This window comes from Streptacidiphilus fuscans (assembly GCF_015690355.1).
GTDB classification, from domain to species: domain Bacteria; phylum Actinomycetota; class Actinomycetes; order Streptomycetales; family Streptomycetaceae; genus Streptacidiphilus; species Streptacidiphilus fuscans.
In genome coordinates this window covers 275611-301314 of the sequence record NZ_JADPRT010000004.1, presented here as the reverse complement: position 1 = coordinate 301314, position 25704 = coordinate 275611, and the positions used below count along the sequence as shown (strand labels likewise).

At 72.7% G+C, this 25704-nt stretch carries 20 protein-coding genes; 4 read left to right on the top strand and 16 right to left on the bottom strand.

Going from position 1 to position 25704, the window contains the following annotated elements:
• Positions 1–43: 43 nt before the first annotated feature.
• The 4 genes from I2501_RS11990 to I2501_RS11975 form a co-directional block, all read right to left on the bottom strand.
• Positions 44–907, bottom strand: coding sequence for a nitrilase-related carbon-nitrogen hydrolase (locus tag I2501_RS11990; protein ID WP_328806325.1), 864 nt, complete (start codon positions 905–907; stop codon positions 44–46).
• Positions 908–944: 37 nt separating this feature from the next.
• Positions 945–1919 (bottom strand): agmatinase, encoded by a 975-nt coding sequence (gene speB, locus I2501_RS11985; RefSeq protein ID WP_196193898.1) that lies wholly within the window; start codon positions 1917–1919, stop codon positions 945–947.
• A gap of 178 nt (positions 1920–2097) precedes the next feature.
• Entirely contained in the window at positions 2098–2535 is a 438-nt protein-coding gene (locus I2501_RS11980; RefSeq protein ID WP_196193897.1) for a DUF5959 family protein, read from the bottom strand.
• Positions 2536–2649: 114 nt separating this feature from the next.
• The gene (locus I2501_RS11975; RefSeq protein WP_196193896.1) at positions 2650–4218 is read right to left on the bottom strand and encodes a PucR family transcriptional regulator; all 1569 of its coding nucleotides are present in this window, start codon (positions 4216–4218) and stop codon (positions 2650–2652) included.
• Between the two features lie 175 nt (positions 4219–4393).
• On the opposite strand from I2501_RS11975, the gene I2501_RS11970 reads away from it, so the two are divergent.
• A complete protein-coding gene (locus I2501_RS11970; protein ID WP_196193895.1) occupies positions 4394–5875 on the top strand; it encodes a purine-cytosine permease family protein in 1482 nt (493 codons plus the stop codon).
• A 155-nt stretch (positions 5876–6030) separates the two neighbouring features.
• Positions 6031–6561 (top strand): SMI1/KNR4 family protein, encoded by a 531-nt coding sequence (locus tag I2501_RS11965; RefSeq protein WP_196193894.1) that lies wholly within the window; start codon positions 6031–6033, stop codon positions 6559–6561.
• 30 nt (positions 6562–6591) lie between these two features.
• Here the strand turns inward: I2501_RS11965 and I2501_RS11960 are convergent, their stop codons facing one another.
• The 5 genes from I2501_RS11960 to I2501_RS11940 form a co-directional block, all read right to left on the bottom strand.
• Positions 6592–7647 carry a DUF4232 domain-containing protein gene (locus I2501_RS11960; RefSeq protein ID WP_196193893.1) on the bottom strand — a complete coding sequence of 352 codons (1056 nt, stop codon included), beginning with the start codon at positions 7645–7647 and terminating at the stop codon, positions 6592–6594.
• A complete protein-coding gene (locus I2501_RS11955) occupies positions 7631–8125 on the bottom strand; it encodes an RNA polymerase sigma factor (protein ID WP_196194138.1) in 495 nt (164 codons plus the stop codon). The genes I2501_RS11960 and I2501_RS11955 overlap by 17 nt, the downstream gene beginning before the upstream one ends.
• Positions 8126–8164: 39 nt before the next feature.
• Positions 8165–8803 (bottom strand): class F sortase, encoded by a 639-nt coding sequence (locus tag I2501_RS11950; protein ID WP_196193892.1) that lies wholly within the window; start codon positions 8801–8803, stop codon positions 8165–8167.
• The gene (locus I2501_RS11945) at positions 8803–9615 is read right to left on the bottom strand and encodes a DUF4232 domain-containing protein (protein WP_196193891.1); all 813 of its coding nucleotides are present in this window, start codon (positions 9613–9615) and stop codon (positions 8803–8805) included. The genes I2501_RS11950 and I2501_RS11945 overlap by 1 nt, the downstream gene beginning before the upstream one ends.
• Before the next feature lie 130 nt (positions 9616–9745).
• Positions 9746–11362, bottom strand: a complete 1617-nt coding sequence (locus I2501_RS11940) for an APC family permease (protein ID WP_196193890.1) — start codon at positions 11360–11362, stop codon at positions 9746–9748.
• A gap of 175 nt (positions 11363–11537) precedes the next feature.
• Here I2501_RS11940 and I2501_RS11935 point away from each other — a divergent pair, with 175 nt between their 5' ends.
• Both I2501_RS11935 and I2501_RS11930 read left to right on the top strand, forming a co-directional pair.
• Entirely contained in the window at positions 11538–13724 is a 2187-nt protein-coding gene (locus I2501_RS11935; RefSeq protein WP_196193889.1) for a protein kinase domain-containing protein, read from the top strand.
• 115 nt (positions 13725–13839) lie between these two features.
• Positions 13840–14211: a YbjQ family protein gene (locus tag I2501_RS11930; RefSeq protein ID WP_196193888.1), complete on the top strand. Its 372-nt coding sequence runs from the start codon at positions 13840–13842 to the stop codon at positions 14209–14211.
• Positions 14212–14279: 68 nt separating this feature from the next.
• Here the strand turns inward: I2501_RS11930 and I2501_RS39205 are convergent, their stop codons facing one another.
• The 7 genes from I2501_RS39205 to I2501_RS40210 form a co-directional block, all read right to left on the bottom strand.
• A complete protein-coding gene (locus I2501_RS39205) occupies positions 14280–18320 on the bottom strand; it encodes a SpoIIE family protein phosphatase (RefSeq protein ID WP_236046152.1) in 4041 nt (1346 codons plus the stop codon).
• A 364-nt stretch (positions 18321–18684) separates the two neighbouring features.
• The gene (locus tag I2501_RS11915; protein WP_236046151.1) at positions 18685–18987 is read right to left on the bottom strand and encodes a hypothetical protein; all 303 of its coding nucleotides are present in this window, start codon (positions 18985–18987) and stop codon (positions 18685–18687) included.
• Between the two features lie 86 nt (positions 18988–19073).
• Positions 19074–19763: a hypothetical protein gene (locus tag I2501_RS11910; RefSeq protein WP_196193887.1), complete on the bottom strand. Its 690-nt coding sequence runs from the start codon at positions 19761–19763 to the stop codon at positions 19074–19076.
• A 70-nt stretch (positions 19764–19833) separates the two neighbouring features.
• Positions 19834–20787, bottom strand: coding sequence for a phytoene/squalene synthase family protein (locus I2501_RS11905; protein WP_196193886.1), 954 nt, complete (start codon positions 20785–20787; stop codon positions 19834–19836).
• Positions 20788–20875: 88 nt separating this feature from the next.
• Positions 20876–22552, bottom strand: coding sequence for an acyl-CoA dehydrogenase family protein (locus I2501_RS11900; protein ID WP_196193885.1), 1677 nt, complete (start codon positions 22550–22552; stop codon positions 20876–20878).
• Positions 22553–22573: 21 nt separating this feature from the next.
• Positions 22574–23188 (bottom strand): TetR/AcrR family transcriptional regulator, encoded by a 615-nt coding sequence (locus I2501_RS11895; RefSeq protein ID WP_196193884.1) that lies wholly within the window; start codon positions 23186–23188, stop codon positions 22574–22576.
• Between the two features lie 122 nt (positions 23189–23310).
• Complete coding sequence (locus I2501_RS40210) at positions 23311–25656, bottom strand: glycosyltransferase family 39 protein (RefSeq protein ID WP_196193883.1); 2346 nt, start codon at positions 25654–25656, stop codon at positions 23311–23313.
• Positions 25657–25704: the final 48 nt, after the last annotated feature.

Below are 25704 nucleotides of genomic sequence, written 5' to 3'. Positions count from 1 at the left end.
CCAGGGTGCGGGGCGGCGGATCGGCCAACACCCCGCAACGGACCTAGTACAACCAGGGGCGGCGGTCGGCGTGGACGTCGTTGCGCTCGCTGATCTGCTTGTCGCGGGAGTCCGCGAGGTCTATGTCCGCGATGAGGATCTGGGTCGCGTCCGTGCCCGCCTCGGCCATGACGAGGGGCCAGCCGTCGGCGTTCACGACGACCGAGCCGCCGATCCAGTCGACGCCGCGCTCGCGGCCCGCGCGGTCGGCAACGGCGATCGGCAGGCGGTTGGCCATCGCGCCCGCCTGTACGCGGATGTGAGCACCCCAGGCCGGACGCTCCGCCTCGGGCACCGGCTCGACGGGCCAGTTGACCGGCGCGCAGAGCAGTTCCGCGCCGGCCAGCGCGGACTTGCGCACCCACTCGGGGAACTCGAGGTCGTAGCAGATCATCATGCCGATCCGGCCGTGCGGCGTGTCGACGACCGGCGGGGCGGCGTCGCCGGGGGTGAAGAACAGCTTCTCCGCGTCCCACAGGTGCGCCTTGCGGTAGACCGCCCGCAGGCCCGAACGGTCCAGCAGGACCGACGAGTTGCGCAGTGTCCCGTCCGGGGCCGCCTCGCAGAGGCCGCCGACCACGACGATGTCGTGGCGCGCGGCGGCCTCCGCCCACGCGGTGACGGTCGGGCCGTCTACGGGCTCGGCCAGCGCGAGGGCCTCCACCGGGTCGGCGAAGACGTAGCCGCTGACCGGGAGTTCGGGCAGCATCACGATCCGCGCCCCGGCCTCGACCGCGGACTCGATCGCCGCCAGGGTGGCGGCGCGATTGGCCGCCGACTCGCCCAGCACTGGAGCGAGCTGACAGCAGGCGACCCGCGTGGTCGCCGAACTGCCGTCATCTGTCACACGCTTCACCGATTCGGTCACCGGTTCATCCTCCCCGCCGTCCAGTTCCTGAACCCGCTCAGCGCGGGGCCAGCAGCGAGATCAGCTCGTACGCGGTGTGCGAGGCCGCGACGGCGGTGATCTCGGCGTGGTCGTAGGCCGGGGCGACCTCGACGACGTCCGCGCCGACCAGGTTGAGACCGGCCAGGCCGCGCAGGATCGCCAGCAGCTCACGGCTCGTAAGACCGCCCGCCTCGGGCGTGCCGGTGCCCGGGGCGTGCGCGGGGTCGAGCACGTCGATGTCGACGGACACGTAGAGCGGCCGGTCACCGATCCGCTCGCGGACGCCCGCGACGATCTCGGGCACGCCGCGGTCGGCGACGTCGATCGTCGACACGATGCCGAAGCCCAGCTTGGCGTCGGCGATCAGGTCCTCCTCGCCGTAGAGCGGGCCGCGGATGCCGATGTGGGTGAGCGCGTCGGTGTCGAGCAGGCCCTCCTCGACGGCGCGGCGGAAGGGGGTGCCGTGCGTCGTCGGGGTGCCGAAGTAGGTGTCCCAGGTGTCCAGGTGGGCGTCGAAGTGGATCAGCGCGACCGGGCCGTGCACCCGCGAGACGGCGCGGAGCAGCGGCAGGGCGATGGTGTGGTCGCCGCCGATGGTGATCGGCTTCGCACCCTCGGCCAGCAGCTCGCTGACGGCGGCGTCGACGGTGGCCAGCGCGTCGGTGATGTCGAACGGGTTGACCGCGATGTCGCCGCAGTCCGCGACCTGCTGCTTGGCGAACGGCGCGACCTGCTGGGCCGGGTTGTACGGGCGCAGCAGCCGGCTGGCCTCACGCACGGCGGTCGGCCCGAAGCGCGCGCCGGGCCGGTAGGACACACCGGAGTCGAACGGCACGCCGACCACGGCGACGTCGACCCGCTCGACCTGGTCCCGGCGCGGCAGCCGGGCGAAGGTGGCGGGCCCGGCGTAGCGGGGGGTGGTCGAGGAGTCCACGGGACCGACGGGCACGGGGCCGGTCGGCGGGGTTGCGGACGAGGGCGACGAGGGCATGCGCTGCACTCCTTCGGACGATCACGTTACGGCCGAACCACGCCCCGCCGCGCGACGGCGGACGGGGAGCCTCGGCCTCGTGGGAACGATAGGCAGGGACAGGACCCCCTGCGCCTGTCCATTACGGACATGGGCGTGGGGGCGGGCTTCCATTTCGTACAGCGTGAGGCCGCGGGCGTCAGGCATCAGCCCAGAACCGGCGCACCTGCTCCAGCCGGTCGAGGTGCTCCTGGACCCAGTCCCCCTTTGGCCGGAAGCCCAGGCCGAGGGTTATCCGGTCCGGATCGTGCAGCGACACGGAGACCCATCCGTTCTCGTGCCGGCGCAGCTCGAAGCTGAGGCCGCGCCCCGAGTCGATGCCCGCGGACCGTCCCGGAACGAGGTCGCTCAGCGCCTCCTCCCACAGGTCCAGGTAGCGGGGAAGGAGGAAGAAGAGGTCCAGCCGGGCGTCGACGAAGCTCGCCGAGGCGAGCACCTCCGCGCGCAGGGAGCCGTGTTCGGTCAGCGGCGACGGCTCGCCGACGATACGGACGATGAAATGCCCGCCCTCGTCGGCGAGATGGACCAGGTCGACCGGGGCGGATGCGGGGTGCGTCATGGCGTCGCTCGCTCTCATGCGATGTCCTCGTGCGATGTACGGCGATGTCCTCGTGCGCTGTGCCGGCGGGCACGTGCGCGCTTGTGACGGCATCCTGGCACCCCGGTCTGACAGCTCGCGCCGGCTCCCTCCTCACTCCCCCGCGAGGTCGCGGGCGAGGAACGCCAGGGCCAGGTCCATCCGCTCGGTCGCCGACTCCAGGTCCCGGCCGCTGGCCTGGGCGATGCGGCGGATCCGGTGCCGCAGCGTGTGGCGGTGGACGCCGAGGTCGGCCGCGGCGGTCTCCCAGGCGCCGTTGGCGTCGAGGAAGGCGCGCAGGGTCGGGAGGGTCTGACCGCCGTCGAGGATGTCCTCCAGCGGGTCGAGCACCGCCGAGGCGAAGCCCGCCAGCACCGTCGGGCCGCCGAGCGACAGCAGCAGGCCCGAACTGCCCGCGCCCGCAGCGTCCGTGACGCGGCTTCCGGTACGCCGGCCGACGCCGAGCGCGTAGCGGGCCTGCCGCAGCGCGGCCGGTGCCTCCTCGGGCCGGACGCCCGCGCTGACGCCGACGCGGATGTCGCCGAGCTCGCCGAGCGGCAGCGCCGCCTCGATGTCGCCGTCCTCCGGCAGCAGTGCCACCGCGACGCGCTCAGCCGCCGAGCTGCCACCCGTTCCCACGTTCGCCTCCACCAGGTCGAACGCCGCGACGCCGGGCGCGACCAGGGCGATCCGGTCGAGCAGCGGTGCCGTGTCGCCCGCCTCGTCCTCCGCGCGCAGCGCGCCGATCCGCAGCCGCCGACCGGGTGGACCGCCCGCCTCCGGCGCAGCGCCGCCGCGCGCAGCTCGCAGCAGGCCGCCCGCCAGCTCGGCGGAGAGCTCCTCGGTCACCAGCCGACGCAGCGCCGCGCCGCGTGCCTCCCGGGCGAGGCGCTCCGCCGCGGCCGTCCGTTCGGCGTCGAGGGAGAGCAGACAGGCCGCCGTGGCGGCGAGCGCGCGCTCGTAGGTCCCGGGCGCGGTCACGCCGCCGACCAGCAGAAAGCCGAGCAGCCGGTCCACCCCGAGCGGCATCGCCCGCACCTCGCCCTCCGGCCCGGAGACGACCGCGCCGCCCCGGAGGCCCGCCGCGCGCAGCCGCTCCAACTCGGGGTCGATCAGTCCGGCCCGCTCCGCCGCCGCAGTCGGCTCGGCGACCAGCGGATGCCCGAGCGGATCGGTCACCACCGCCCAGCGCTCGGTGGAGCGCGCCAGCGCCGCCAGCAAGGGCGCGGGGCCGCCGCCGCGCGCCGCCGCGGCGGTGAGCGCGCGCTGGGCGTCGTGCGCCTTGGCCAACTCGGCGTACTGGTCCTCGGCGAGCCGGGCGAAGACGGCCTTGGTGACCGCGATGAACGGGGTCTGCTGCGGCACCTCGAGCAGCGGCAGGTCCAGCCGGTCGGCGGCCTCGGCCAGCCACTGCGGGGCCTCGTGGAACGTCAGCTCCACGCCCAGGCCGAGCGCCACGGCGCTGGCCCCGGCCTCCGCGATCCGGCCGAGGTAACCCTCCGCATGCTCGGGGCTGAGCAGCATGCCGGTGGTCATCATCAGCTCGCCGCCCTGCAGCCACGGCGCGGGGTCCGGCACCTCGCTGACGTGCGCGGACGCGAGCGGCCTGTCAAGGCCCGCCAGGCCCGCCACCGCGCGCAGTCCGAGCCCCGGTTCGGCCAGCAGGCCACGTACAGTAAGCATGGATTCATTCTTACGCGCCGCTGTCCATCATGGAACGCCTCCATGGCCAGGCGCTCCCAAACGGAGCGGAACCACGACCCGCCACGAGTGACAAGGTGTGCCAACCGGCGGATTTCCGACCGGGATGTCCATCCTGGCCGCACCCACAGGCGGCCACCGTCCCGAGGGGCTGCACATGGCCGTCTCCGATGAGACCCGAGCGCCGGGCGGACGCCCGTCCGGCAACGCGGCGCACGCGGCCGGCGCCGCGCACGAGTCCCGCGCGCAGCGCGCCGCAGGCGGTGGCGGAGGCCTGATCGAGGTCCGCTCCATCGACTACGTCCCGCCGGAGGAGCGCCACGGCAAGGTCTGGCACCAGGGCCCGTTCTGGTTCACCGGCAACTTCGTGCTGACCACCATGGTCACCGGATTCCTCGGCCCGACGCTGGGCCTGCCGGTCGGCTGGTCGATCCTCGCCGTGGTCCTCGGCGCGTGCTTCGGCACGTTCTTCATGGCGTTCCACGCCAACCAGGGGCCGCGGATGGGCCTGCCGCAGATGATCCAGTCCCGCGCGCAGTTCGGTCTGCGCGGCGCGGTGCTGCCGTTCGCCGCGGTGGTCTTCGTCTACGTCGGCTTCAACGTCTTCAACGTGGTGCTGGCGACCGAGGGGCTGCGGACTGTCCTGCCGGGCGGCACCTGGCTCTGGTACCCGCTGCTGATCGCGCTGGCCGTGGTGCTGGCGGTGGTCGGGCACGACCTGATCCACCTGGTCGAGCGCTGGCTGACGTACCTCCTGATCGTGGTCTTCGGCGTGCTCACCGTCTACGCGGTCTTCGGCCACTGGGCGCACGGCCACGCGGGCGGCTCGGGCGGCGGGTTCTCCTGGACGACGTTCCTGGTCGTCTTCTCCGCCGCGGCCGGCTACCAGATCAGCTACGCCGTCTACGTCTCCGACTACTCCCGCTACCTGCCGGAGGACGTCCCCGCCCGCAAGGTGATCTGGTGGACCTACCTCGGCGCGGCCGGGTCGGCGGTCTGGCTGATGTCGCTGGGCGCGCTGCTCGGCTCCCGCCTGCCCGGCGCGGACGCGGTCGCGGCGGTCCGCACCGTCGGCAACGCGCTGCTGCCAGGCTTCGGCACCTTCGCCGTACTGGTCTCGGTCGTGGCCATCATCGGCATCATGGGCGTCAACGCCTACGGAGCGATGCTCACCTCGACGAGCGCGGTCGACGCGTTCAAGAAGGTCCGGCCGACCATCCGGACGCGTGTCGTGGGCATCGTCGCGATCGAGCTGATCGTTCTGGTCGTCGCGCTGTCGCTGCCGTCGAACTACCTGGCGAGCTTCAACAACTTCCTGCTGCTGATGCTCTACTTCCTGGTCCCGTGGACGGCCGTCAACCTGGTCGACTTCTACGCGGTCCGGCGCGGGCACTACGACATCCAGGCCATCTTCGACCCGGACGGCGAGTACGGCCGCTGGTCCCCGGCAGGTCTGACCTCGTACGTGGTCGGCATCGTGGCGATGGTCCCGTTCATGGCGCTGTCGTTCTACACCGGCCCGGTCGCCAAGGCCCTCGGCGGCGCGGACATCTCCTTCGGCGTCGGACTGATCGTCGCCGGCGGGCTCTACTACGCCCTCACCGGCTCCGTCCGCCGCACGCTGGCCCTCGCGGCCTGACACCGCCTCAGGGGGCGCGGGCGATGGACGCCCGCGCCCCCTGACTGCTCGTCACCCCCACCAGCCGGCCGTGTCCGTGGAGTGCCTCCTCCTCTCGGGCACGGCCTCCAGGGGTCGGCGCGCGTGCTGTCAGTGGGAGGGTCTAGCGTCCAGCCATGACCTCCACCGAAGCAGACCTCACCCTCCCCGCCGCGCTGGCCACGGCCCTGGCCCTCCCCTTCGCGTACGTCGAGGGCAACGGCGTCGATTTTGAGCCCTACCCTGCCTTCCTGACCGCCGAGGACGCCACGGACTGGTTCCGCGCCTGGACGGGCAACCCCGAGGTGGACGGCGACGCCTTCCGCATCTTCGGCCAGGACGGCTCCGGCGGATACGCGGCGTTCTGGCTGGTCCGCCCGGGCCTCCCGCTCGCCGACCAGCCGGTCGTCTTCATGGGTTCGGAGGGCGAGACCGGCGTCGTGGCGCGCGATCTCGCCGACCTGCTCTGGCTGTTCGCCGGGGGCTTCGGCCCCAAGGAGGCCATCGGCACCCCGGCCGCCGACTGGATACCCGGCCCCGGCGAGGAGTTCACGAGGGTCGCGCGGCGCTTCGCTCCCGACCGGGAGCGGTCGGCGGCAGCGGTGATCGAGCAGGCTGCCCAGGCGTTCCCGGATTTCGAGGACACCGTCTTCGAGCTCTGCCTCTGACCGCTGCCCCCACCGACCGCACCCGTCCTGTCAGTTGGGCGGGTTGCCGGTGACGCCCGGGCCGAACGGGGTGACCGAGAAGAGGTTGTCGCAGTTGGTCACCTGGCCGGGGAAGACGAGCGAGGCGCGGCTGCCGGGCGGGTAGATCCGCAGCGAGGTGGAGGTGGGGAGGCACTCCGAGGGGCTGTTGGTCTGCCGGTTGACGGTGTGGATGGTGTCGCTCGCTGACGCGCCCGGCATGAGGACGACGGGGCTGTACGCGATGTGCTCGTAGGTCGCCGGCGCGCCGATCTGGGTGCCATGCGCGTCCAGCATGGACAGGCCGGGGTAGCCGGTGACGTGGCAGGCCGTTGAGCTGCGGTTGGTGACGACGAGATAGGTGTAGATCTGGCCCGCGCCCGCGTTCCCGCTGCCCAGCGCCGCGCCGAGCTGCGCGGCCGTGCAGAGTGGTGTCGTCGCCCCGCCGCCGGAACCGGAGCTCGTGGGTCCGACCCCTGGTGTCGCCGAGGCACTCACCTGCGGTGTGGGCACGGAGGTGCTGGGGCTCGCGCTGGGGCTGGGCGCAGTGGTGGGTGTGGCGCTGGGCGTCGCGCTTTGGATGGGGGACGTGGCGACCGGGGAGGGCGTGGGAGCGGCCTGGGTCGCGGAGGCTGGAGGGGTGACCACCTCTCCCGGCCCCTGCGGGGCGGGTACGCCGACGAAGTAGAGGGAGACGCCGAGCACGGCGACGCACGCGGTCGCACCGACGAGCGCCCGCTTGCGCTTCCGCCGCACGGCGCGCCGCCGGATCTGCGCGAACGCGCCGTCGGGGATGGGCATCGGCTCGATCGGCAGCCCCAGCAGGTCGCCGAGATCACCGAGGTCGCCGAGGTCGGTTATGTCCCCGAGGTCGGTGATGTCGCCAGGATCACCGAGGTCACCCAGCGGCTCCGGTCCGTCGGACTCAGGGATGCCGGCCTCAGGGCCGTCGGACTCAGGCATGCCGGGCCCGGGCAGGTCGGACTCGGGCCCGACAGGATCGCGCTCGGGAAGGTCGCGCTCGTCGGGGTCGCCCGCGTGGCCGCGTGGGTCAGCGGGTCCGTTCATGGAGTCCCCCAAGGGTCGCGCGGAGCAGTTCGCGGGCGGCGTGCAGGTCGGACTTGACGGTGCCCTCGTTGCGGCCGAGTCGTACCGCGACTTCCCGCACCGGAAGGTCCGCGAAGTAGTACAGCAGCACCGGGTCACGCAGTCGCTCGGGGAGGGACTCCACCATGATGCGGACGGACGGGTCGTCCGCCGCGTCCGGCTGCTGTTTCACGGCTTCCTCCCTTCCGGCATGCCGAAGTGCCCGCCGCTCGCGCTCAAGTCTGCGCCAATGGTCGCGGACCAGGTTGGCCGCGGTCACATAGAGGAAGCCGGTCGGCTCCTCCACCTTGGTCCAGCGGGCCCACAGCCGGGTGAACGCCTCCGCGGCGATCTCGTGGGCAGTGCCGTCGTCGTCGACCAGACGACGGCACCAGCCCGCGAGCCGCGGGTAGAGGCTGCGGAACAGGTCGGCTGCGTCCTCCTCGGAGTGTGACGCGATGACCGCTCTCCTTACATCGAGCCGGGCGGCGGTCGGGTGTCAGGATCCGCTGAGAGAGGCGTAGACGATCACGTTGTCCGGATAGCCGCCGCCACTCAGGTGCGGTCCGCCGCACGTGATGAGACGCAGCGCGGGGTGGTCGACGTTCCCGTACACGGCATTTGTAGGGAAGTTGGACTTCCCCACGGTCTGCACGGAATCGACTCGGAAGACGGCGGTCACACCGTCCTGCAGCGTCACCTCCACCTGGTCGCCCGCATGCAGCCGGCCGAGGTGCAGGAAGATGCCGTCCCCGTAGCTGCCGACCGTCACATGCCCGAGGATCACGGACGGGCCGGTCTGCCCCGGTGTCGGAGAGCCGTTGTACCAGGCGGCGGGCGCGTTCGCCTCGATCGGCGGCACGCCCACCGTGCCGTCGGGGTTCAGCCCGACCTGCATGACGGACGTGTCGACGCCGATCGCGGGAATCCGCAGCCGGGCCGGGACGGACCGCGCGAGCGGAGCGGCGGAGGCAGGCGCGGTCGACGACGCCATGGTGCTGCCTCCGGGATCACTCGGCGTGGCCCCGGCCACGCCGCCGGACGAGCCAGAGCCGCAGCCGGCCAGCACGAGGGCGGCCGCCGCGACCAGCGCCGCGACCGCTCCCCGCACCCCGTACTGCCGCAACTGAGCCGCCATCAGCCCCGCGCCCGGGAGCGCGACCGGCGACGCGCCGCCGCACCCGCGCCGCCCAGCACCAGCACGCCGGCAGCACCGGCGACGATCAGCCCGGTGTCGCCACTCCCGGACGACGTCGACGCCAAGCCGGTGTCCGGGGCGCCACTCGGCACCGCGGTGACCTCGGCACTCGCCGACGCCGAAGGGGTCGGGGTGCCGGTACCGCCGCCGTTGCCGCCCGAGGCGCCCTGGGTCGGCGTGGCGGACGGGACTCCCGTCGGGGTCTGCGTGGGCTGCGGCCCGTTCGACGGGTTTCCGGTGTTGCCGGGGCCGAACGGGGTGACCGAGAACGTGTGGTCGCAGTCGGTGATCTTGCCCGCGAAGGTCAGCGCGACCTTGCTGCCCGGCGCGTACATCCGCAGGTCGGTCGAGGTCGGCAGGCACTCGCCCGGGTTGTTCGTCTGCCGGTTGACGGTGTGGATGGTGTCGCTCGCCGACGCGCCCGGCGCGAGCACGACGGAGTTGTAGGTCATGCTCTCGCGCGTCGCGGGCACGCCGATCTGGGCGCCGTGGGCGTCCAGCATGGACAGGCCCGGGTACCCGGTGACCTGACAGGCCGACGAGCTGTGGTTGGTGACAACCAGGTAGGTGTAGATCTGACCGGCTCCGGCGTCGCCGCCCCCGAGCGCGGCGGTGAGCTGCGAGGCCGAGCAGAGCGGCGTGGCCGTCGCGGCCTCCGCGGTCGCGGCGTTCGCCTGCGGCGCGAACGCCACCGCGGCGGCGGCGAGGGCTATCGCGGCGGACGCGATTCCAGCGGGTGTCCTGCTGCGCATGTCGTGCGTCTCCTTCTCATTCGGGATGAGCGACGAGAGAGACGACCCAGCGAGAGGCGGGGTTGTAAAGAGATGTCAAAATCGGTCGGCGCAGGTCGACACCCCCCCTGCACGACCCCGCTGCCGACGGTCAGCCCGGCTGATCCCCCTCCCCAGCGGCCTCGGGCGCCGCGACGGGCAGACTGCGCCCCTCCCGCACCGCCCAGACGAACACCCCCAGCGAGACCACGGCGACCGTGATCGAGTCGTACGGCGCGGGGAGCCGGTCCGAGCCCTTGAACGAGCCCAGCCAGGACAGCAGTGTCAGTGCCAACAGGTAGAACACAAGCCAGACGCCACGCAGCAGTTCCGCACGCAGGGGTTCCTCGCGGTGCTCCGGCCGCAGCAGCAGGAAGATCGGCAGGCCGATGAGCACCATCGGCAACGCCAGACGCAGATCGTGCCATCCGGACCAGTACACGAACTCGCTGGAGACGATGAAGCTGAGCGGCGCGATCCAGGCGAGCCCGGGAATCCAGCCGCGCAGTCGCCCGTCGGGACGACCTCGGAAGACCGCCACGGCGACCGCGGAGGCGGCGTAGATCAGCAGATACATGTCGCCCATCACACTGACGATCTGCTGCCACCCGTTGAACGGGAGCAGGAAGACGGCGATCACGGCGAGGTTGAGGAGCAGTGCCCGGTGCGGGACGCCTTCGCGTCCGCTGACGCGCATGAAGAAGCGCGGCAGGGTGCCGTTCTTCGCCAGGGCGTAGGTGTGGCGGGCGTCGATCCCGACCCCGACGTAGGCCGACCCGCCCGGCGAGACGACCGCGTCCGCGTAGAGCAGGCTGGACAGCCATTGCAGGTTGAGGATCAGCGCGAGCTCGCCGAACGGCGAGTCGAAGCTGACGCCCGACCAGCCGTGGCCCAGCAGGCGCTCGGGGACGGTGTAGAGGAACGCCAACTGCAGCGCCAGGTACAGCACCAGCGCCAACCCGATCCCAGCGAGGACCGAACCCGGCATGGTGCGCCGGGGGTTGCGCGCCTCGCCGGAGAAGTCCAGCGGGGCCTGGAAGCCGTTGAGCGAGTAGACGATGCCGCCGGCCGCGAGCGCGCTGAGCACGGACGCGTACCCGTAGGGGGCAAACCCTCCGTGCGCCGGGGCGGTCAACCTGCCGGAGTGGAAACCGGACGCGAAGAGCGCGGTCACGGTGATCACCGGCACGAGGATCTTGAAGATCGACACCAGGTTGTTGAACCGCGCGAAGAGCCGGACCGCGAACCAGTTCAGCGCGGTGAGCAGCACGCTCAGCCCCAGCGCCACGGCCAGCCCCCGCCCGGTGAGGCTGCCGTTGCTGTACAGCCAGGGCAGGTAGTGCCCGGCGTACCGCATGATCGCGCTGATCTCGGCGGCGGTCCCGCCCACCGACAGCAGCGTCGACCAGCCGATGAGCGTCCCGACCAGCCGCCCGCTGGCGAAGAGCGGCCAGCGCACGGTCCCCCCGCCCTCCGGCCGGGACACGCCGAGCTCCACCATCACGAGCGCGACCAGCCCGCAGAGCACCCCGGCTCCGAGCCAGGCCAGAAGCGAGGCCGGACCAGCCGTCTGCGCCGCGTACATCGCGGCAAAGAGCCATCCGGACCCGACGATATTGGAGAACCCGATGGACGTGAGCCCCCAGAACCCCAGGTCCTTTCGGAGCCTGCGCTCCTCGGTCCCCACCTCACCGGCGGCGGCCTCCGCCGGTTCCTGACCGTCCGACATGCAGCCCTCGTCCCCTCGACACTGTGGTCCCGTGGTCCCGTCGAGGCCCAAGCCTCCCATCTCGCCCGCTCCATCGAGGCCGGTCGTTCCGTCGGTCGTGTCGCAGATCCACTGCGATTCCGGGCCTGCCCCCGGAGTTGGTGGGCTGTCAGATACTTCGGCTACGCTCGACGCCATGGCAGCCGACGGGGAAGTCGTGACGCGCATCGGGCCGTACGAGCTGCTCGAACTGCTCGGCGAGGGCGGCATGGGGCAGGTGTATCTGGCGCGTTCGCCTGACGCGCGGCTGGTGGCGCTGAAGGTGATCCGCCCCGAGCACACCGAGACTCCGGACTTCCGTGCCCGGTTCCAGCGTGAGATCGCGGCTGCGCAGCGCGTGAACGGGTTCCGGACGCCGCCGTTGCTGGACGCCGACGCCCAGGGGGTGCCGCCCTGGCTGGCCACGGCGTACGTGCCCGCGCCCACCCTGCACGAGGTGGTGCGCGATTTCGGCGTGCTCGCCGAGCCGGCTCTGCGCGCGCTCGGCGCGGGCCTCGCCGAGGCGTTGGCGGCGATCCATGGCGCAGGCCTGGTGCACCGGGACCTCAAGCCGGGCAACGTGCTGATCGCGGCGGAGGGGCCGCAGGTGATCGACTTCGGCATCAGCCGGGCCGTCGACGGCTCCGGGGGCACCCAGATCACCCGTACCGGCGCGGCGGTCGGCACCCCCGGCTATCTCGCCCCCGAACAGCTCACGGCAGGTCACACCGCCGGGGCTCCGGCGGACGTCTTCTCGCTCGGCTGCGTGCTGGTCCACGCGGCCACCAGTGCGCACCCCTTCGGCGCGGGCCAGACCCCGGCGGTGCTCTACCGGGTCGTCCACGAGCCACCCCAACTGGAGGGCGTACCAGCAGCTTTGGCCCCACTCCTGGCCGCCTGCCTGGACAAGGACCCGAGCCGCCGCCCAACCGTCCCGCAGCTGCTGGAGGCTCTCGGCCCCATCGACTCCGGCGCGCTCGTGGTCCCCGCCCTGCAGCGGCAACTGACCGAGCGTCGGCAGTATGCCGAGCGGATGCTGTCCGCGCCGCCGGTGCCCGTCGCCTCACTGCCCACCTCGACCCTGGCCCCGAGCTCCGTACCGGTCCCCGCCCAGGCTCACGCCCCCGGCCCTGGTCCCGCCCCCGCCCCCGCCCCCGGTCCAGATCGGCGGCGCGTGCTCAGGATGGCCGCAGCCGGTGGCGGCGCGGCGCTGCTCGCGGTCGGCGGCGGAGTGGCGTACGCGCTGAACACCGGCTGGGGCGACAGGCTGCTCGGAACGCTCGGGATTCACGCCAACTCCGGCCCCACGGTCTCGACCGGGCCCGCGCCGCTGTGGCAGCAACCCGCCTCCGTGAGCAACACCGCCGCCCTGCAACTCCTCGGTGACGTGCTGGTCTGCTGGGACGATTCGAAGGCGCAGGCCTTCCACTCCGCCACCGGCGCCCCCGCCTGGACCGGAAAGATCAACGCGCCCCCGAGTTCCTTCAACCCCGCAATGAGCTGGCTCGGCGTGACGGGCAGCCTGCTGCTCGGCACGGTCAATACGGACACCCTCCGTCTGGCCGCGCTCGACGCCGGTGGCAGGCAGCTCTACTGCAGCCCCGTCGTCCCCTCGAACGGCGCCACCATCGACCGCCTGGAGGCGAGCGCGGGAGGTGTTGCCCTGCTGTCGGGCCTGGACACCACCCTCACTTTCACCCTGGTCGCCGTGGAGCTGGCGAGCGGTCGGGTGCTGTGGTCGAGTACGACCGTCTCCGACAAAAGGAAGGTCGTCTCCGACGGCACCCGGTTCCTGCTCTACGACTCCGGCACTGTCTCCGCCCTCGACGCACGCACCGGCCGTCAACTGTGGGCCGTGCCGAACCTGCTGGCCGCAGGGCCATCCCTGAATCTCACGGCGTCCACCGGGGTGCTGCTCGTCGGCGACACCAAGATGATCGCGCTGAACCCTGCCACCGGTGCCCGGCTGTGGACCGCGTTGGACGCGCCCGAGGGCATTGAGACCACCTGGGTCGTGGGCAGCAAGGTCATCGTCTCGTCCGGCGACAGCTCCCTGTTCGCGCTCGACCTGCAGACCGGAAGGCAGCTGTGGCACAGCACGCCTACGGTCGAGTATTTCGGGCTCGGCGGGACGACCGGCCCGGCGATGGTCGTGGATGCAGACCTGATCGCGGCACCCATGTCCTCCTCGGGCGGCGTCTCCGTGTTCAACACCTCCGACGGCAGCACCCGTTGGAGCCGCTCGTCCGGTCCCGGCACGCAGTCCTGGACTCTCGCACTCTCCGGGTCCACCCTCTACACGGCGTCGAGCACCACGATTTCCGCGTTCCGCGGCCTGAGCTGACGCGCGCTCAGTCTCCGGCCGACTGCAACGGCCGCCTGCCACGCCCGTAACAGTCCAGCACGGTCCCCGTCGTGCCTGCTGCCACAGCGGCGTGGACCGGGGAAGAATGCGGCACATGGCGAACATCGACGAGTACGGCGGCGGACAGCACACCCCCGATGTCCTGGTGGTCACCACCAACGACATCCCCGGCTACAAGGTGGAGCGCATCATCGGCGAGGTCTTCGGCCTCACCGTCCGCTCCCGCAACATCGGCACCCAGATCGGCGCCGGGCTCAAGTCCCTGGCCGGAGGCGAGCTTCGCGGGCTGACCAAGACGCTGGTCGAGAGCCGCAACCAGGCCATGGACCGACTCATCGAACAGGCCCGCGCACGCGGCGGCAACGCCATCCTGATGATGCGGTTCGACGTCTCGGACGCCGCCGGGAACGGGACCGAGGTCTGCGCCTACGGCACGGCCGCCGTCATCGCCCCGATCAACGGCTGACCCCGACACGTCCGCTCGTCCCACGGGCTGCTCGTCCCACGGGCCGTCCGTCCCACGGGCCGTCCGTCCTACAGGCCGTTCGTCACCAGCCCGTCGCCGTCCCCGCCTGCGGGGGTCTCCGTCGGGCCGGTGACCCAGTGGGGCAGTTCCAGTTCGATCCAGACCACCTTGCCGTTCGCGAGCGCTCGGCTGCCCCAGCGCCGGGCCAGCTCGTTGACCAGGTGCATGCCCCGGCCGCCCTCGTCCTCCATGGACGCGTGGCGCAGGCGCGGGGCGCGGGCGTCCGTGTCCGTGACCGCGATGGTGAGCACCCGGTCGCGGATCAGGCGCAGTTGGGTCGGCTGGTCCGCGTGCAGCAGGGCGTTGCTGACGACCTCGCTGACCAGCAGCTCCGCCACGTCGGAGAGCGAGTCCAGGCCCCACCCGGCCAGGGTGGCGCGGACGAAGTGCCGGGCCTTGCCGACGACCTCGGGGTCGCCGGAGAGTTCGAGCGTGGCGATCCAGTCGGTCTGCCGGCGCAGCGCCTGGGCCATGATGACGGCGATGTCGTCCTCGCTGCTGCGCGCGGTGAGCGCGTCGAGGACGGCGTCGCAGCGCTCCTCCAGCGAGGCGCGCTTCTCGGCGACGGTCCGGCACAGCAGGTCCAGGCCGACGTCCAGGTCCCGGCCGCGCCGTTCGACCAGGCCGTCGGTGTAGAGGCAGAGCACCGCGTCCCCGGCCAGGGTGAACTCGACGCTGCGGAACGGCACGCCGCCCACCCCGAGCGGGGCGCCCGTCGGCAGTTCGAGCAGCCTGGCAGTGCCGTCCGGGTCGACCAGCACCGGCGGAAGGTGACCGGCGCAGGCGATGGAGACGCTGCCGTCAACCGGGTCGAAGACCGCCACGACGCAGGTGGCGAACTGGCCCTCGCCGACCGCCGCCGCCGTCTCGTCCAGGCGGCGCAGCACCCGGTCAGGAGCCAGGTCCATGGCGATCAACGTGCGTGCCGCTGTGCGCAGTTGGCCCATGCTGGCGGCGGCCTGCATGCCGTGGCCCATCACGTCGCCGACGACCAGGGCGACCCGGCCGCAGGTCAGCGGGACCACGTCGAACCAGTCGCCGCCGACCTCGCTCATCACGCTGGCGGGCAGGTAGCGGTAGGCGATGTCGAGGCCGGGGGTGGTCCGGATCTCCTGCGGCAGCAGCGCGTGTTGGAGCATCAGCGCGGTGTTGCGCTCGCGCCGGTAAAGGCGGGCGTTGTCGATGGCGATCGCCGCCCGCGCGGCCAACTCCTCGGCGAGCGCGACGTCCTCCGGCGAGAACGGGACGGGGTTGACCATCCGGATGAACTCGGCCCCGCCCAGCACCGCGCCGCGGGCCAGCAGCGGGACCATCAGATACGAGTGGACGCCCGCCTTCAACGCGGGCTCCACCCGGTCCGGGTGGGCCGTGATCCGGTGCAGCGCGCTCTCGTCGACCTGGTCGATCAGGATGGAGCGGCCGGTGCGCAGGCTCTCGGCGTAGACGGCGGCGGATTGGGACGCCTGGCCGACCTGGTCGGCGGCCCCGACCATGTCGATGCCGTTGACCTCGCCGACGGCCACGGCGCGCAACAGCACACGCCCGTCCTCGGGGATGTGCGGCTCGTCGTCGCCGAAACCGTTCTCCACGACCGAGTCGAGCAGGTCGACGGTGACGAAGTCGGCGAACCGCGGGATGACCAGCTCGACCAGCTCCTCGGCGGTCCGCTGCAGGTCCAGCGTGGTGCCGATGCGGGTGGAGGCGTCGTTGAGCAGGGCCAGCCTGGCCTGAGCCTCGTGCGCCTCGACAAGCGCCTGCTCGCGCGCCAGGGACGCGTCCCGCTCGCGGGTGAAGAGCCGGGCGTTGTCGATGGAGACGGCCGCGCGGGCCGCCAACTCCCCTGCCAGCGCCAGGTCTTCGGCGTCGAAGGGGCGGTCGGTGACGGTCCGGTAGAACGCCGCGACGCCGAGCGCCATGCCGCGCGCGATCAGCGGCACCACCATGAAGGTGCGGATGCCGTCGTCCAGGACGGCCTGCGCGCGGGCGGGATCGGCGTCGAACCAGCGCAGCGCCTGCTCGTCCACCTGCGGCACCAGCACCGGACGCCGGTGCGCCAGGCACCAGGCGTAGGGCGTGGCGGGGTGGAACCGGTGCACGTCGCCGACCGGGGCCACCGGGTTCATGCCCGCGCCGGGGCGGGTGTGGAACGCCAGGCGACGCAGCAACGCGGAGCGGTCGGCCGGTCCACGCGGCCCGGCGGCCTCCCCGGTGTCGCTGACCAGCTCCTCCAGCACCTCGACCACGACCGCGTCGGCGAGGCCCTGGGTGCCGACCTCGCCCAGCTCCAGGGCGGTGCGCTGCAGGTCGAGAGTGGTGCCGATGCGCTTGGTCGCCTCGTTGACCAGGGCCAGCCGCTCGCGGGCGGCGTTGGCCTGGGCGAGCGTCTGCTGCCGCTCCAGCAGGGTCTGGTGCTCGCGCAGGTAGAGCCGGGCGTTGTCGATGGCGACTGCGGCGCGGGCAGCGAGCTCGTCGCCGAGGGTCACGTCCTCGCTCTCGAACGCCTCAGGGCCCGGGCGGCGCAGATAGACGACCATCCCGAGCACGGAGCCCCGGGCCACCAGCGGCGTGATCCGGACCGGCCCCAGTTCGTCCCCGTCCTGCGCTGCCGACGCCGAACCTGCTGCGTGGTCCGCGAACTGACGGACCATCTGCTCGACGGTCGGCTCCGCACTCCCGAACACCGGGCTGCCGAACGCTGTGCTGCCGAACGCGGTACTGCTGGACGCCGGGCCGGCGCCGGTCGGAGCGGCGGCGCTGTGCTGGCCGTTCGCGCCGAGCAGTGTCGCCAGCAGGCGGCCGGGCTGGTCGGGCGGCAGGGTGACGGTCCGTCCGGTGGCCATCGCGACGGCGTAGGCCGAGTCGGGCGGGATGTCGAAGACGGCGATGTCGGCCGAGCCCGCCTGCCTGGCCGGTCCGGTGCCCGCGGAGGCGACGGCCAGTCTGCGTACCCGGTCGATCGGCGGGGAGGATCCGATCGATCCGACCGCCGCGTCGTCCCCGTCGCCGTCGCCGCCGTGGACGTGGTGATGCGCGTGCGGGTGGGCCCGCCCCGCGCCGCCGGGCTCGTGGCCCTCCTCGTCCGCGTCCGGATCGCCGGAGACGAGGCGCTCCAGGACGAAGACGGCGGCCAGGTCGGCGACCTTCGGCACCATCGTGTCGGCCAGCTCGCGTGCCGTCCGCACCAGGTCGAGCGTGGTGCCGATCCGGGAGTTGGCGTCGAAGAGGATCTGCAGCCGCTCGCGCGCCCGCCCCGCCCGCGACTCGGCCAGGTACCGCTCGGTCACGTCCACGATGGTCGAGCTGACCCCGAGCACCCGGCCCGACGTCGGCTCCTCCAGCCGGAAGTACGCCGCCGACCAAGCGTGTTCGTGCTCGGGATCACCAGGGGTGGTGCCGTGCGAGCGCGCATCGACGACGGGTTCGCCGCTGGTCAGCACGCTGCGCATCACCGCCTCGATCTCCTCGCCGTTCAGACCCGGCAGCACCTCGGAGATGGTGCGGCCCAGGTGCTGCTCGATGGTGAGGCCGTTGATCTCGGCCAGCGCGTGGTTGAGCCGAACGAAGCGCATCTTGTCGTCGTAGACGGCCATGCCGACCGGCGACTGGGTGAAGAAGCTGTCGAGCACCGCCAGGTTCGACTGGAGCCGGCGCAGCGAGCGCACGTCGGACGCGACGGCGAGGACGAGCGGGTGCCCGTTCGGGCCGGTCAGCGGATGAGTGCGGAACTCCAGGTTGACCAGATGCCCGTCCCGGTGCCGGACCGGGAAGACGCCGGACCAGCTCCGTCCGGCGACTATCGACTCGAAGAGCTGCACCACTTCAGGACGGCTCTCGGGGGTGGTCAGCAGGTCGGCCGCGTAGCGACCGACGGCGTCGGTAGCGGTGTAGCCGAGCAGCAGCTCGGCGTCGGCGCTCCAGTGCAGGATCCGGCCGTCGTCCTCGATCAGCGCGGTGGCGATCGGGATGGTCAGCAGTCCACCGGGACGCGCCTGCCCGCCCGCCGCCGCGCGGCGGGCACCGGGACCGCCGCCCTGCTCGTCTGATCGCATGGTCAGGTAACCGCCCGGAGCCCGAGGGGAGATCGCTCCTGCTCCCCAATCTTCCCACCTTCCCCGCACGCCGCTCGCGGAGCGCCCGCCGATCGGGGTAGCACGGAAACCGGCAGGTACCAGTGCGAACACGCGTCGCACGGGCACGGAAGAACACAGGGAATCACAGCTGACGGTCCAAGGAAACCCGTTCGGACAAGATCGCACGGGCAAGATCGCACGGACGGGTTCCCGGCCGGTGACCACAGGATTTCCCGTCGGGCCGTCGGGACGCGCCGCACGACGGCCCGGCCCGGAGACGGCGTCGTCTCCGGGCCGAGCGCGCGCTCAGGTCCGCACGGGTGAACCGGGCCGCGGCGAGACCTCAGGCCTGGCCGGGGTGCCAGGTCGGCCACTCCCAGGGCCGATCGGCCCAATGGACCATCTCGGCGTCGTCGAGGTCGAGCTGCGGGTAGAGCTGGTGGATCCGCGGGACGAACTCCTCGCGGGCCAGCGGTTCGGTGTGGTCGCCCAGCCGGACCAGCCGGTAACGCCCGTCGCTGGCGTAGGGCGCCACGTCAACCATCGGCTGCCGTGCGGCGTGGTGGAAGCCGCCGCCCTCGGAGTCGACGATGTCGTCGACACGGGGCTTGGCTGCGGGCGTCTTGTGTCGGTGGAGCAGGCTCATCGCGGGCCGCCTTCCGTGGTGCCAAGGTGGCGTACCCCCCGGGAACATCTCCACGGTACGCGCGCCGGTCAGCTCGGCACACCTGGTCAGCCGAGCACACCCAGGACGAACGCCGCCACCAGCATCGCGCCGAGCACGCCGAACCAGCCCAGCGTGACCCGGCGCGTGATCCGCCGGAACTGCCCCAGCCACTGGCGCGCCAGCGCGAGCCGCCTGGGGGCGAACATGTTCCCGGTCAGCAGCACCCAGCTGAGCAACCCCATCGACGCGAAGAAGAGCGCGACGGCCAGCCCGGCCAGGTCCTCGGCGAAGCCGCCCATGCTGATCACTGTGCAGTCGCCCGAAGGGGTGCACCGGACGTCGAGGCGCGTGCCGAAACGGTAGTCGGCGTCCGCGTCGTCGATCTTCCACAGGCCGGAGGTGACGCCGCTGCGGCCCGGATCTCCCGAGCCCTCGCAGTTGGTGGTCGTCGACTTGCCGCTCGGGACGACCACGCAGTCCATGATCGTCATCTGCAGCACCGGGCTCTCGCGCAGGCCGAGCTGCGTGCCGATGCCCTCGACGGCGATCACCACGCCGACGCAGGCGCCGATGGTGAGTGCCAGCACCGCGAAGAACGCGATGACTCCGCTGCAGCTGAACCCCTCACGCGCGGCGGACCGGCTCGGGATCCTGCTCCGCCCGCGCGCGGGGCCGTCCCACTCCAGCCCGCGGCGCTCGGGCTGCCCGTTCTTCTGCTTCTTCTGCGACGTCCGCCCAGGCTTGGTCCGTGCCACCACTCGTCCCCCGTTTCGTGTTCCGCTCCGTGCGCGAGGCCGCTCCCGGCGACGCGCACGGTCGGACAACCTACCGCGTGCCGGATCGGCCCCTGCGAACCCGCCTGGCCTCGCGGTACTCGCGCAGCAGCAGCGCCAGCGCCGAGGGCACGGACGGACGGGCCGAACCCTGAAGCAGCGCAGGGCCCTTGCGGGCGGCGGCGACCGCGGTGAGCTCCTCGAGACCGATCAGCGCGCGGATCATCGGCCGGTTCTCGGGCGGGACCAGCGCGACCAGCGCGTGGCTCTGCGCCAGGGTCGTACGGGCCAGCCCCAGCAGGTGCGCGATCAGCGCCGCAGTCCCGGAGGACGCTCCCCCGGCCAGATCCGCACGCGTGACGCCGAAGTCGTCCATCAGCTGGGTCGGCACGGTCAACCGGCCCGAGGCCAGGTCCTCGGCGAGGTCGTTGACGAAGTCGAGCCGCTGGCTGCCGTCGATGAACGTGCGGCAGGCGTCCCGGAACCGCCCGTCCGGCGGGGCCGGGGCGGGACCGAGCAGACAGGCGATCACCATCAGCGCGGGCAACGCGTACGCGTCGAGGTAACCCTGGTAGTCGGACTCGGTGGTGAAGCCGTCGAAGTCCAGGTCGACGGGCTCCTTCCGGAGCAACTCCTCGACGGCCTCGCGCAGTTCGGGCCGGACGGACGCGGTGTGCGCGAGCGCGCGCAGCAGCTGTGCCTCCGGTCCGGCCGGAGTGCCGCCCGCGAGCGCGTCCAGCACGGACGCGGCGAATTTCCCGTACTCCGCGCGGCGGACCTCCCGGTCCGCCGACCCGTCCTCCGAGTCGAGCACGTCGTCGTTGCGGTGCATGAACGCGGTCGCCACAACAACATGCGGTACCAGCGCGGCGGGCACGAGCAGCCGGACCGCGAGGTACGCCTCAGGCCGGTACCGGGAGATCGCGCGGCGCTGCGCGGTGTAGTCGGCCCGGAGGGCGGGCTCGTGCACCCCGGCCGCGTCCAGGGTCCTGTTCCAGGTGGTCACGGGTGCACAGCTTGTCAGATCCCGCTTGCCGGCTCCCCGCCGCCGGCCGGCCACCGCCAGGCCCCGGTCGCCAAAGGGCCCTCAGGCCTCAGCCACCCAGACCGGTCGGCGTCCGCTCGATCACGGCCGCGAGGTCCAGCCCGGTCGGCAGTGCGCCGAAGACCAGCGAGCGGTCCGCGCCGAGCCGCGAGGCGCAGAACGCGTCGGCGACGGCCGCCGGCGCGTGCCGGACCAGTAGCGAGGCCTGGAGCGTCAGTGCCAGGCGCTCGACCAGGCGGCGGGCGCGCAGTTCGGCCTGCTCCGGATCGGCGAGCTCCGCGCGGACCGCGTCCCAGGACGCGTCGAGGCGGGCGTCGGCGCCCTTGGCGGCCTCGATCTCGGCGGCGAAGGCGTGCAGCGACTCCGGCTCGCGGGCCAGCGCGCGGAGCACGTCGAGGGCCTGGACGTTGCCGGAGCCCTCCCAGATCCCGTTGAGCGGGGCCTCGCGATACAGCCGGGGCATTCCCGACGTCTCGTCATAACCGTTGCCACCGAGGCACTCCAGCGCCTCCACCACGGCTGCGGGCTGACGCTTGCAGACCCAGAACTTGCCGACGGCGGTGGCGAGCCGCAGGAAGGCCCGCTCTCCCGCGTCGCCACGCTGGGCCCGGTCGGCCGCGCCCGCGACGCGCAGCGCGAGCGTGGTGGCCGCCTCGGACTCCAGCGCCAGGTCGGCGACGACGTTGCGCATCAACGCCTGGTCGATCAGCTTGGCGCCGAAGACCGACCGGTACCGGACGTGGTGCGCCGCCTGGGCCAGCGCGGCGCGGGTGCCGGAGGCGGAACCCAGGATGCAGTCGAGCCGTGTCATGGTGACCATGTCGATGATGGTCCGCACGCCCTGCCCCTGCGGGCCGACGAGCCAGGCGACGGTGTCGTCGAACTCCGGCTCGCTGCTGGCGTTCGAGCGGTTGCCGAGCTTGTCCTTGAGCCGCTGGATCCGGAAGGTGTTCCGACTGCCGTCCGGCAGCACGCGCGGCACCAGGAAGCAGGAGAGCCCGCCGGGCGCCTGCGCCAGGACCAGGAACACGTCGTTCATCGGCGCGCTGGTGAACCACTTGTGGCCGCGCAGCCGCCAGGTGCCGTCCGGGCGCTCGACGGCGGTGGTGGTGTTGGCGCGGACGTCGGTCCCGCCCTGCTTCTCCGTCATGCCCATCCCGGCCAGCAGCCCGCGCTTGCCGAGCGGGGCGCGCAGCCCGGGGTCGTAGACCCGGCTGGCCAGCAACGGCTCGTACTGGGCGGCGAGTTCGGGCTGCGCCCGGAGCGCGGGGACGACGGCGTAGGTCATCGAGATCGGGCAGCCGTGCCCGGCCTCGGCGGTGCTCCAGGTCATGAAGGCGGCGGCGCGGGCGACATGGACGCCGGGACGGGCGTCGACCCACGGCGCGCCCGCCATGCCCTCGCGGACGGCGACGTCCATCAGCTGGTGGTAGGCGGGGTGGAACTCCACCTCGTCGATGCGGTTGCCGTACCGGTCATGGGTGCGCAGTTCGGGCTCGTGGCGGTTGGCCTGGTCGGCCCAGTGCTGGACCTCCTCGCTGCCGGCCAGCCGCCCGACCCGGTGCAGGTCCTCCTCGTACCAGCCCGCGCCCTCGCGGCGCAGGCCCTCGATCAGCACCGGGTCCGCGGCGACGTCATGGCCCGCAAGCGGCGGGACCTGGTTGGTCACCTCGTGCGTACGGGCGCTCGGCTCGCTGCGCAGCGGCAGGTCAGCGGCGGTGCTCATCGGATCCTCCGTCGGTCGAGATCAGGCAGGGGCGGGCGAGGCGCCCGCACAGCGCAGGGACAGGGCACGCAGTTCGGCGACCAGGCGCTCGGCGGCGTCCGACGGGTCGACGAGCGGATCGACGAGGATCTCGCCGATCGCGCCGGTGAGCGCGGCGGCGGTGATCCCGGGGTCCTGCTCCGGCAGCAGCCCAGCTGCGACGCCCTCGCGGACCACCTCCGCGAAGAGCGCACGGTAGCGGCGGCGGTACTCCAGCCGTTCCGCGCCGACGGCCGGGTCGGCCGGCGCGGCGAGCAGCGCGTACGCCAGCCCGCGACGCTCCATCGCGCGCCGCGCGAAGACCTCGACCCCGTGCGCGAGCCGCTCGACCGGATCCCCGCCGCCGTCCCGCAGCACCTCGCCGAGCACCTCCACCTCACGCCCGGAGGCGCGCCGGAAGACCTCGACGGCCAGCGCCGCCTTGGACGAGAAGTGCTGGTAGACGGAGCCCGCCGACATCCCGGCGGCAGCGGCCACCGCCGTCACCGACGCCCCGGCCCAGCCCACCTCGGCCACGACGTCCGTGGCCTCGGCGACCAGCCGGTCGCGTGCGGCGTCGAGGCGACGTCGCACGGCGGGGGTCTCGCGGTAGGCCATGAAAGAAGTGAACCACCATTCAGACCTTTGATCCAGCCCTCGGCACCGCCTGGAGCGGCCGTGCGCGCGGACACGACGGGACCGGCCCGCGTGCGCGGACCGGCCCCTGGGGTGATGCAGTGTCAGCTCTTGGGCTGGGTCAGGTCGTAGACGGTCTGGCCGCCCACCGTGATCGCCTTGTAGTGGGCCTTCACCCACGACTCGATCTGGCTGATCTGGTTGCTGCTGGTCCCGCCGAACATGCCTCCTGCGCCGCCTCCCGCGCCGCCCGCTGCGCCGCCGGGCAATCCGCCCGACCCACCGCGCGTCTCGCCGAAACCGCCCTCGCCGCCGGGGAACCCACCCGGCCCGCCGGGGAACTCCCCACTGGCCGTCCGGGACGGTGCGCCGCTCGTTGCGCCGCCCGGAGCGTTCGAACCGCCGGACCCGGGCAAGCCGGTCGAGCCGGCGGTTCCGGTCGAGCCGCCGGTGCTCCGGCCACCGCCGGACGTGCCCCCGGTCGCGCTGCCCGACGTCCCGCCGGACATCCCGCCTCCGGCGATCAGGTAGTGGATCTCGCCTTGGGCCACGTACTGCTCGAACTGGGCCAGCGTCGGCGAGTTGTCGCTACCGCTGAAGCCGCCCATCGCCATCACGGCCTTGTAGCTGGTGAGCTCCAGGCTCGCCGCCTGCTGCGAGCCGACCGTGGCCGCCGCCCAGCGGGTGTTCGTGCTCTTCAGCAGCTTGACCAGCGCGGAGTTGGCGGTGCCGCCGTCCGGACCGCCCATGCCGCCGCCGAACGAGGAGGCGCCGCCCGAGCCACCCGTCCCGCCCGCGCGGCCGCCGAACGTCTCCTGGATGTACTTCCGCATCTCCGCCGACGCGCCGCCCTGACCGCCGCCGGGCATACCGCCGCCGAACCCGCCCGCCCCTCCGGCGCCGCTGGGCCCGGAGGTGGGAATGGAGCCGCTGTGCGGCTGGGACGCGGTGGCCACGGCCCACGCGGCTCCGCCGCCGAGGCCGCCGACCAGCGAGACCACGACAGCGGTGACCGCCATCGCGCGCCGCGCCTGGGCGACCGCCACCAGCGCCGCCGCACCGGCCAGGGCCAGGACGAGCACCGCCCACCGCAACCACGGCAGCCAGGACGCGTCCCGGTCCAGCAGGACGAACGCCCAGACCCCGGCCGCCGCCGTCATCAGCGCCAGCACCGTCCGGGCCCGGACGTCGTCCCTGCGACGCCACATCTCGGCCGCGCCGATGCCGACCAGCGCCGCGATCGGCGGGGCGATCGCCACCGTGTAGTAGGGGTGGATGATCCCGCTCATAAAGCTGAAGAGGACGCCGTTGACGACCAGCCAGCCGCCCCACAGCAGCGCCGCCGCCCGCACCCGGTCGGTGCGCGGGGCACGCCAGGCGAAGACCAGCAGCGCGACCAGCGCGATCAGGGCGGTCGGCAGCAGCCAGGAGATCTCGCCGCCGAAGGTGGAGCTGAACATCCGGGTGATCCCGGTGGCGCCGCCGAACATGCCGCTCGCGCCGCCTCCGCCGCCGGGGCCCGCGCCCCCGCCGCCGCTGCTGGGGTTGCCGTCACCGCCGAAGACGCGGCCGAGGCCGTTGTAACCGATGGCCAACTGCCACTCGCTGTTGTTGCTGGACCCGCCGATGAACGGGCGCGACGAGGCCGGCCACAGCGCGACCGCGAGGACGAACCAGCCGGTCGACACGACGATCGCCAGCGCTCCCCAGAGCATGTGCAGGAACCGCTTGCCCAACGAGACCGGCGCCGCCCAGAGGTAGGCCAGCGCCAGCGCCGGGATGATCACGTAGCCCTGCATCATCTTCGCCAGGAAGGCGAAGCCCACGGCGGCGCCGGCAAGCACCACCCAGCGCACCCGTCCGTTCTCGACCGCCCGGACCATCGCCCAGCAGGCCAGCACCATCAGCAGCACCAGCATCGCGTCGGGGTTGTTGAACCGGAACATCAGCGCCGCGACCGGTGTGAAGGCCAGCACGAATCCGCCGATCAGTCCGGCTGCCGGGCCGAACCAGCGGCGTACCGCCGAGTAGAGCAGCCCGACCGCGAGGACGCCTTCCAGCGCCTGCGGAACCAGCATGCTCCAGCTGTTGAAGCCGAAGATCCGCCCGGAGAGCGCCATCACCCACAGGGCCGCCGGAGGCTTGTCCACGGTGATCGCGTTGCTCGGGTCGAGGGCCGCGAAGAACAGCGCCTTCCAGCTCTTGGTACCGGCCCAGACCGACGCCGCATAGAAGGAGTTGGCGTTGCCGGACGCGCCCAGTCCCCAGAGGTAGAGGACCGCGGTGACCAGCAGCAGCCCCCAGAACGCCGGTCGTACCCAGCGCGGCTGCGAGCCGGAGCCGAACAGGAGCCGACGCCATCCGCGCACGGGTCGGCCCGGTTCATCGGCCTTCCCGGGGTCATGGCTCGGGGCACCCGAGGGGAGCGGCTCCGAGAGTGAGGTGGACATGCAGTGGTCTCCTGGAGTCAGGGGGTGGTTCGTTCCCTGACGCTAGGA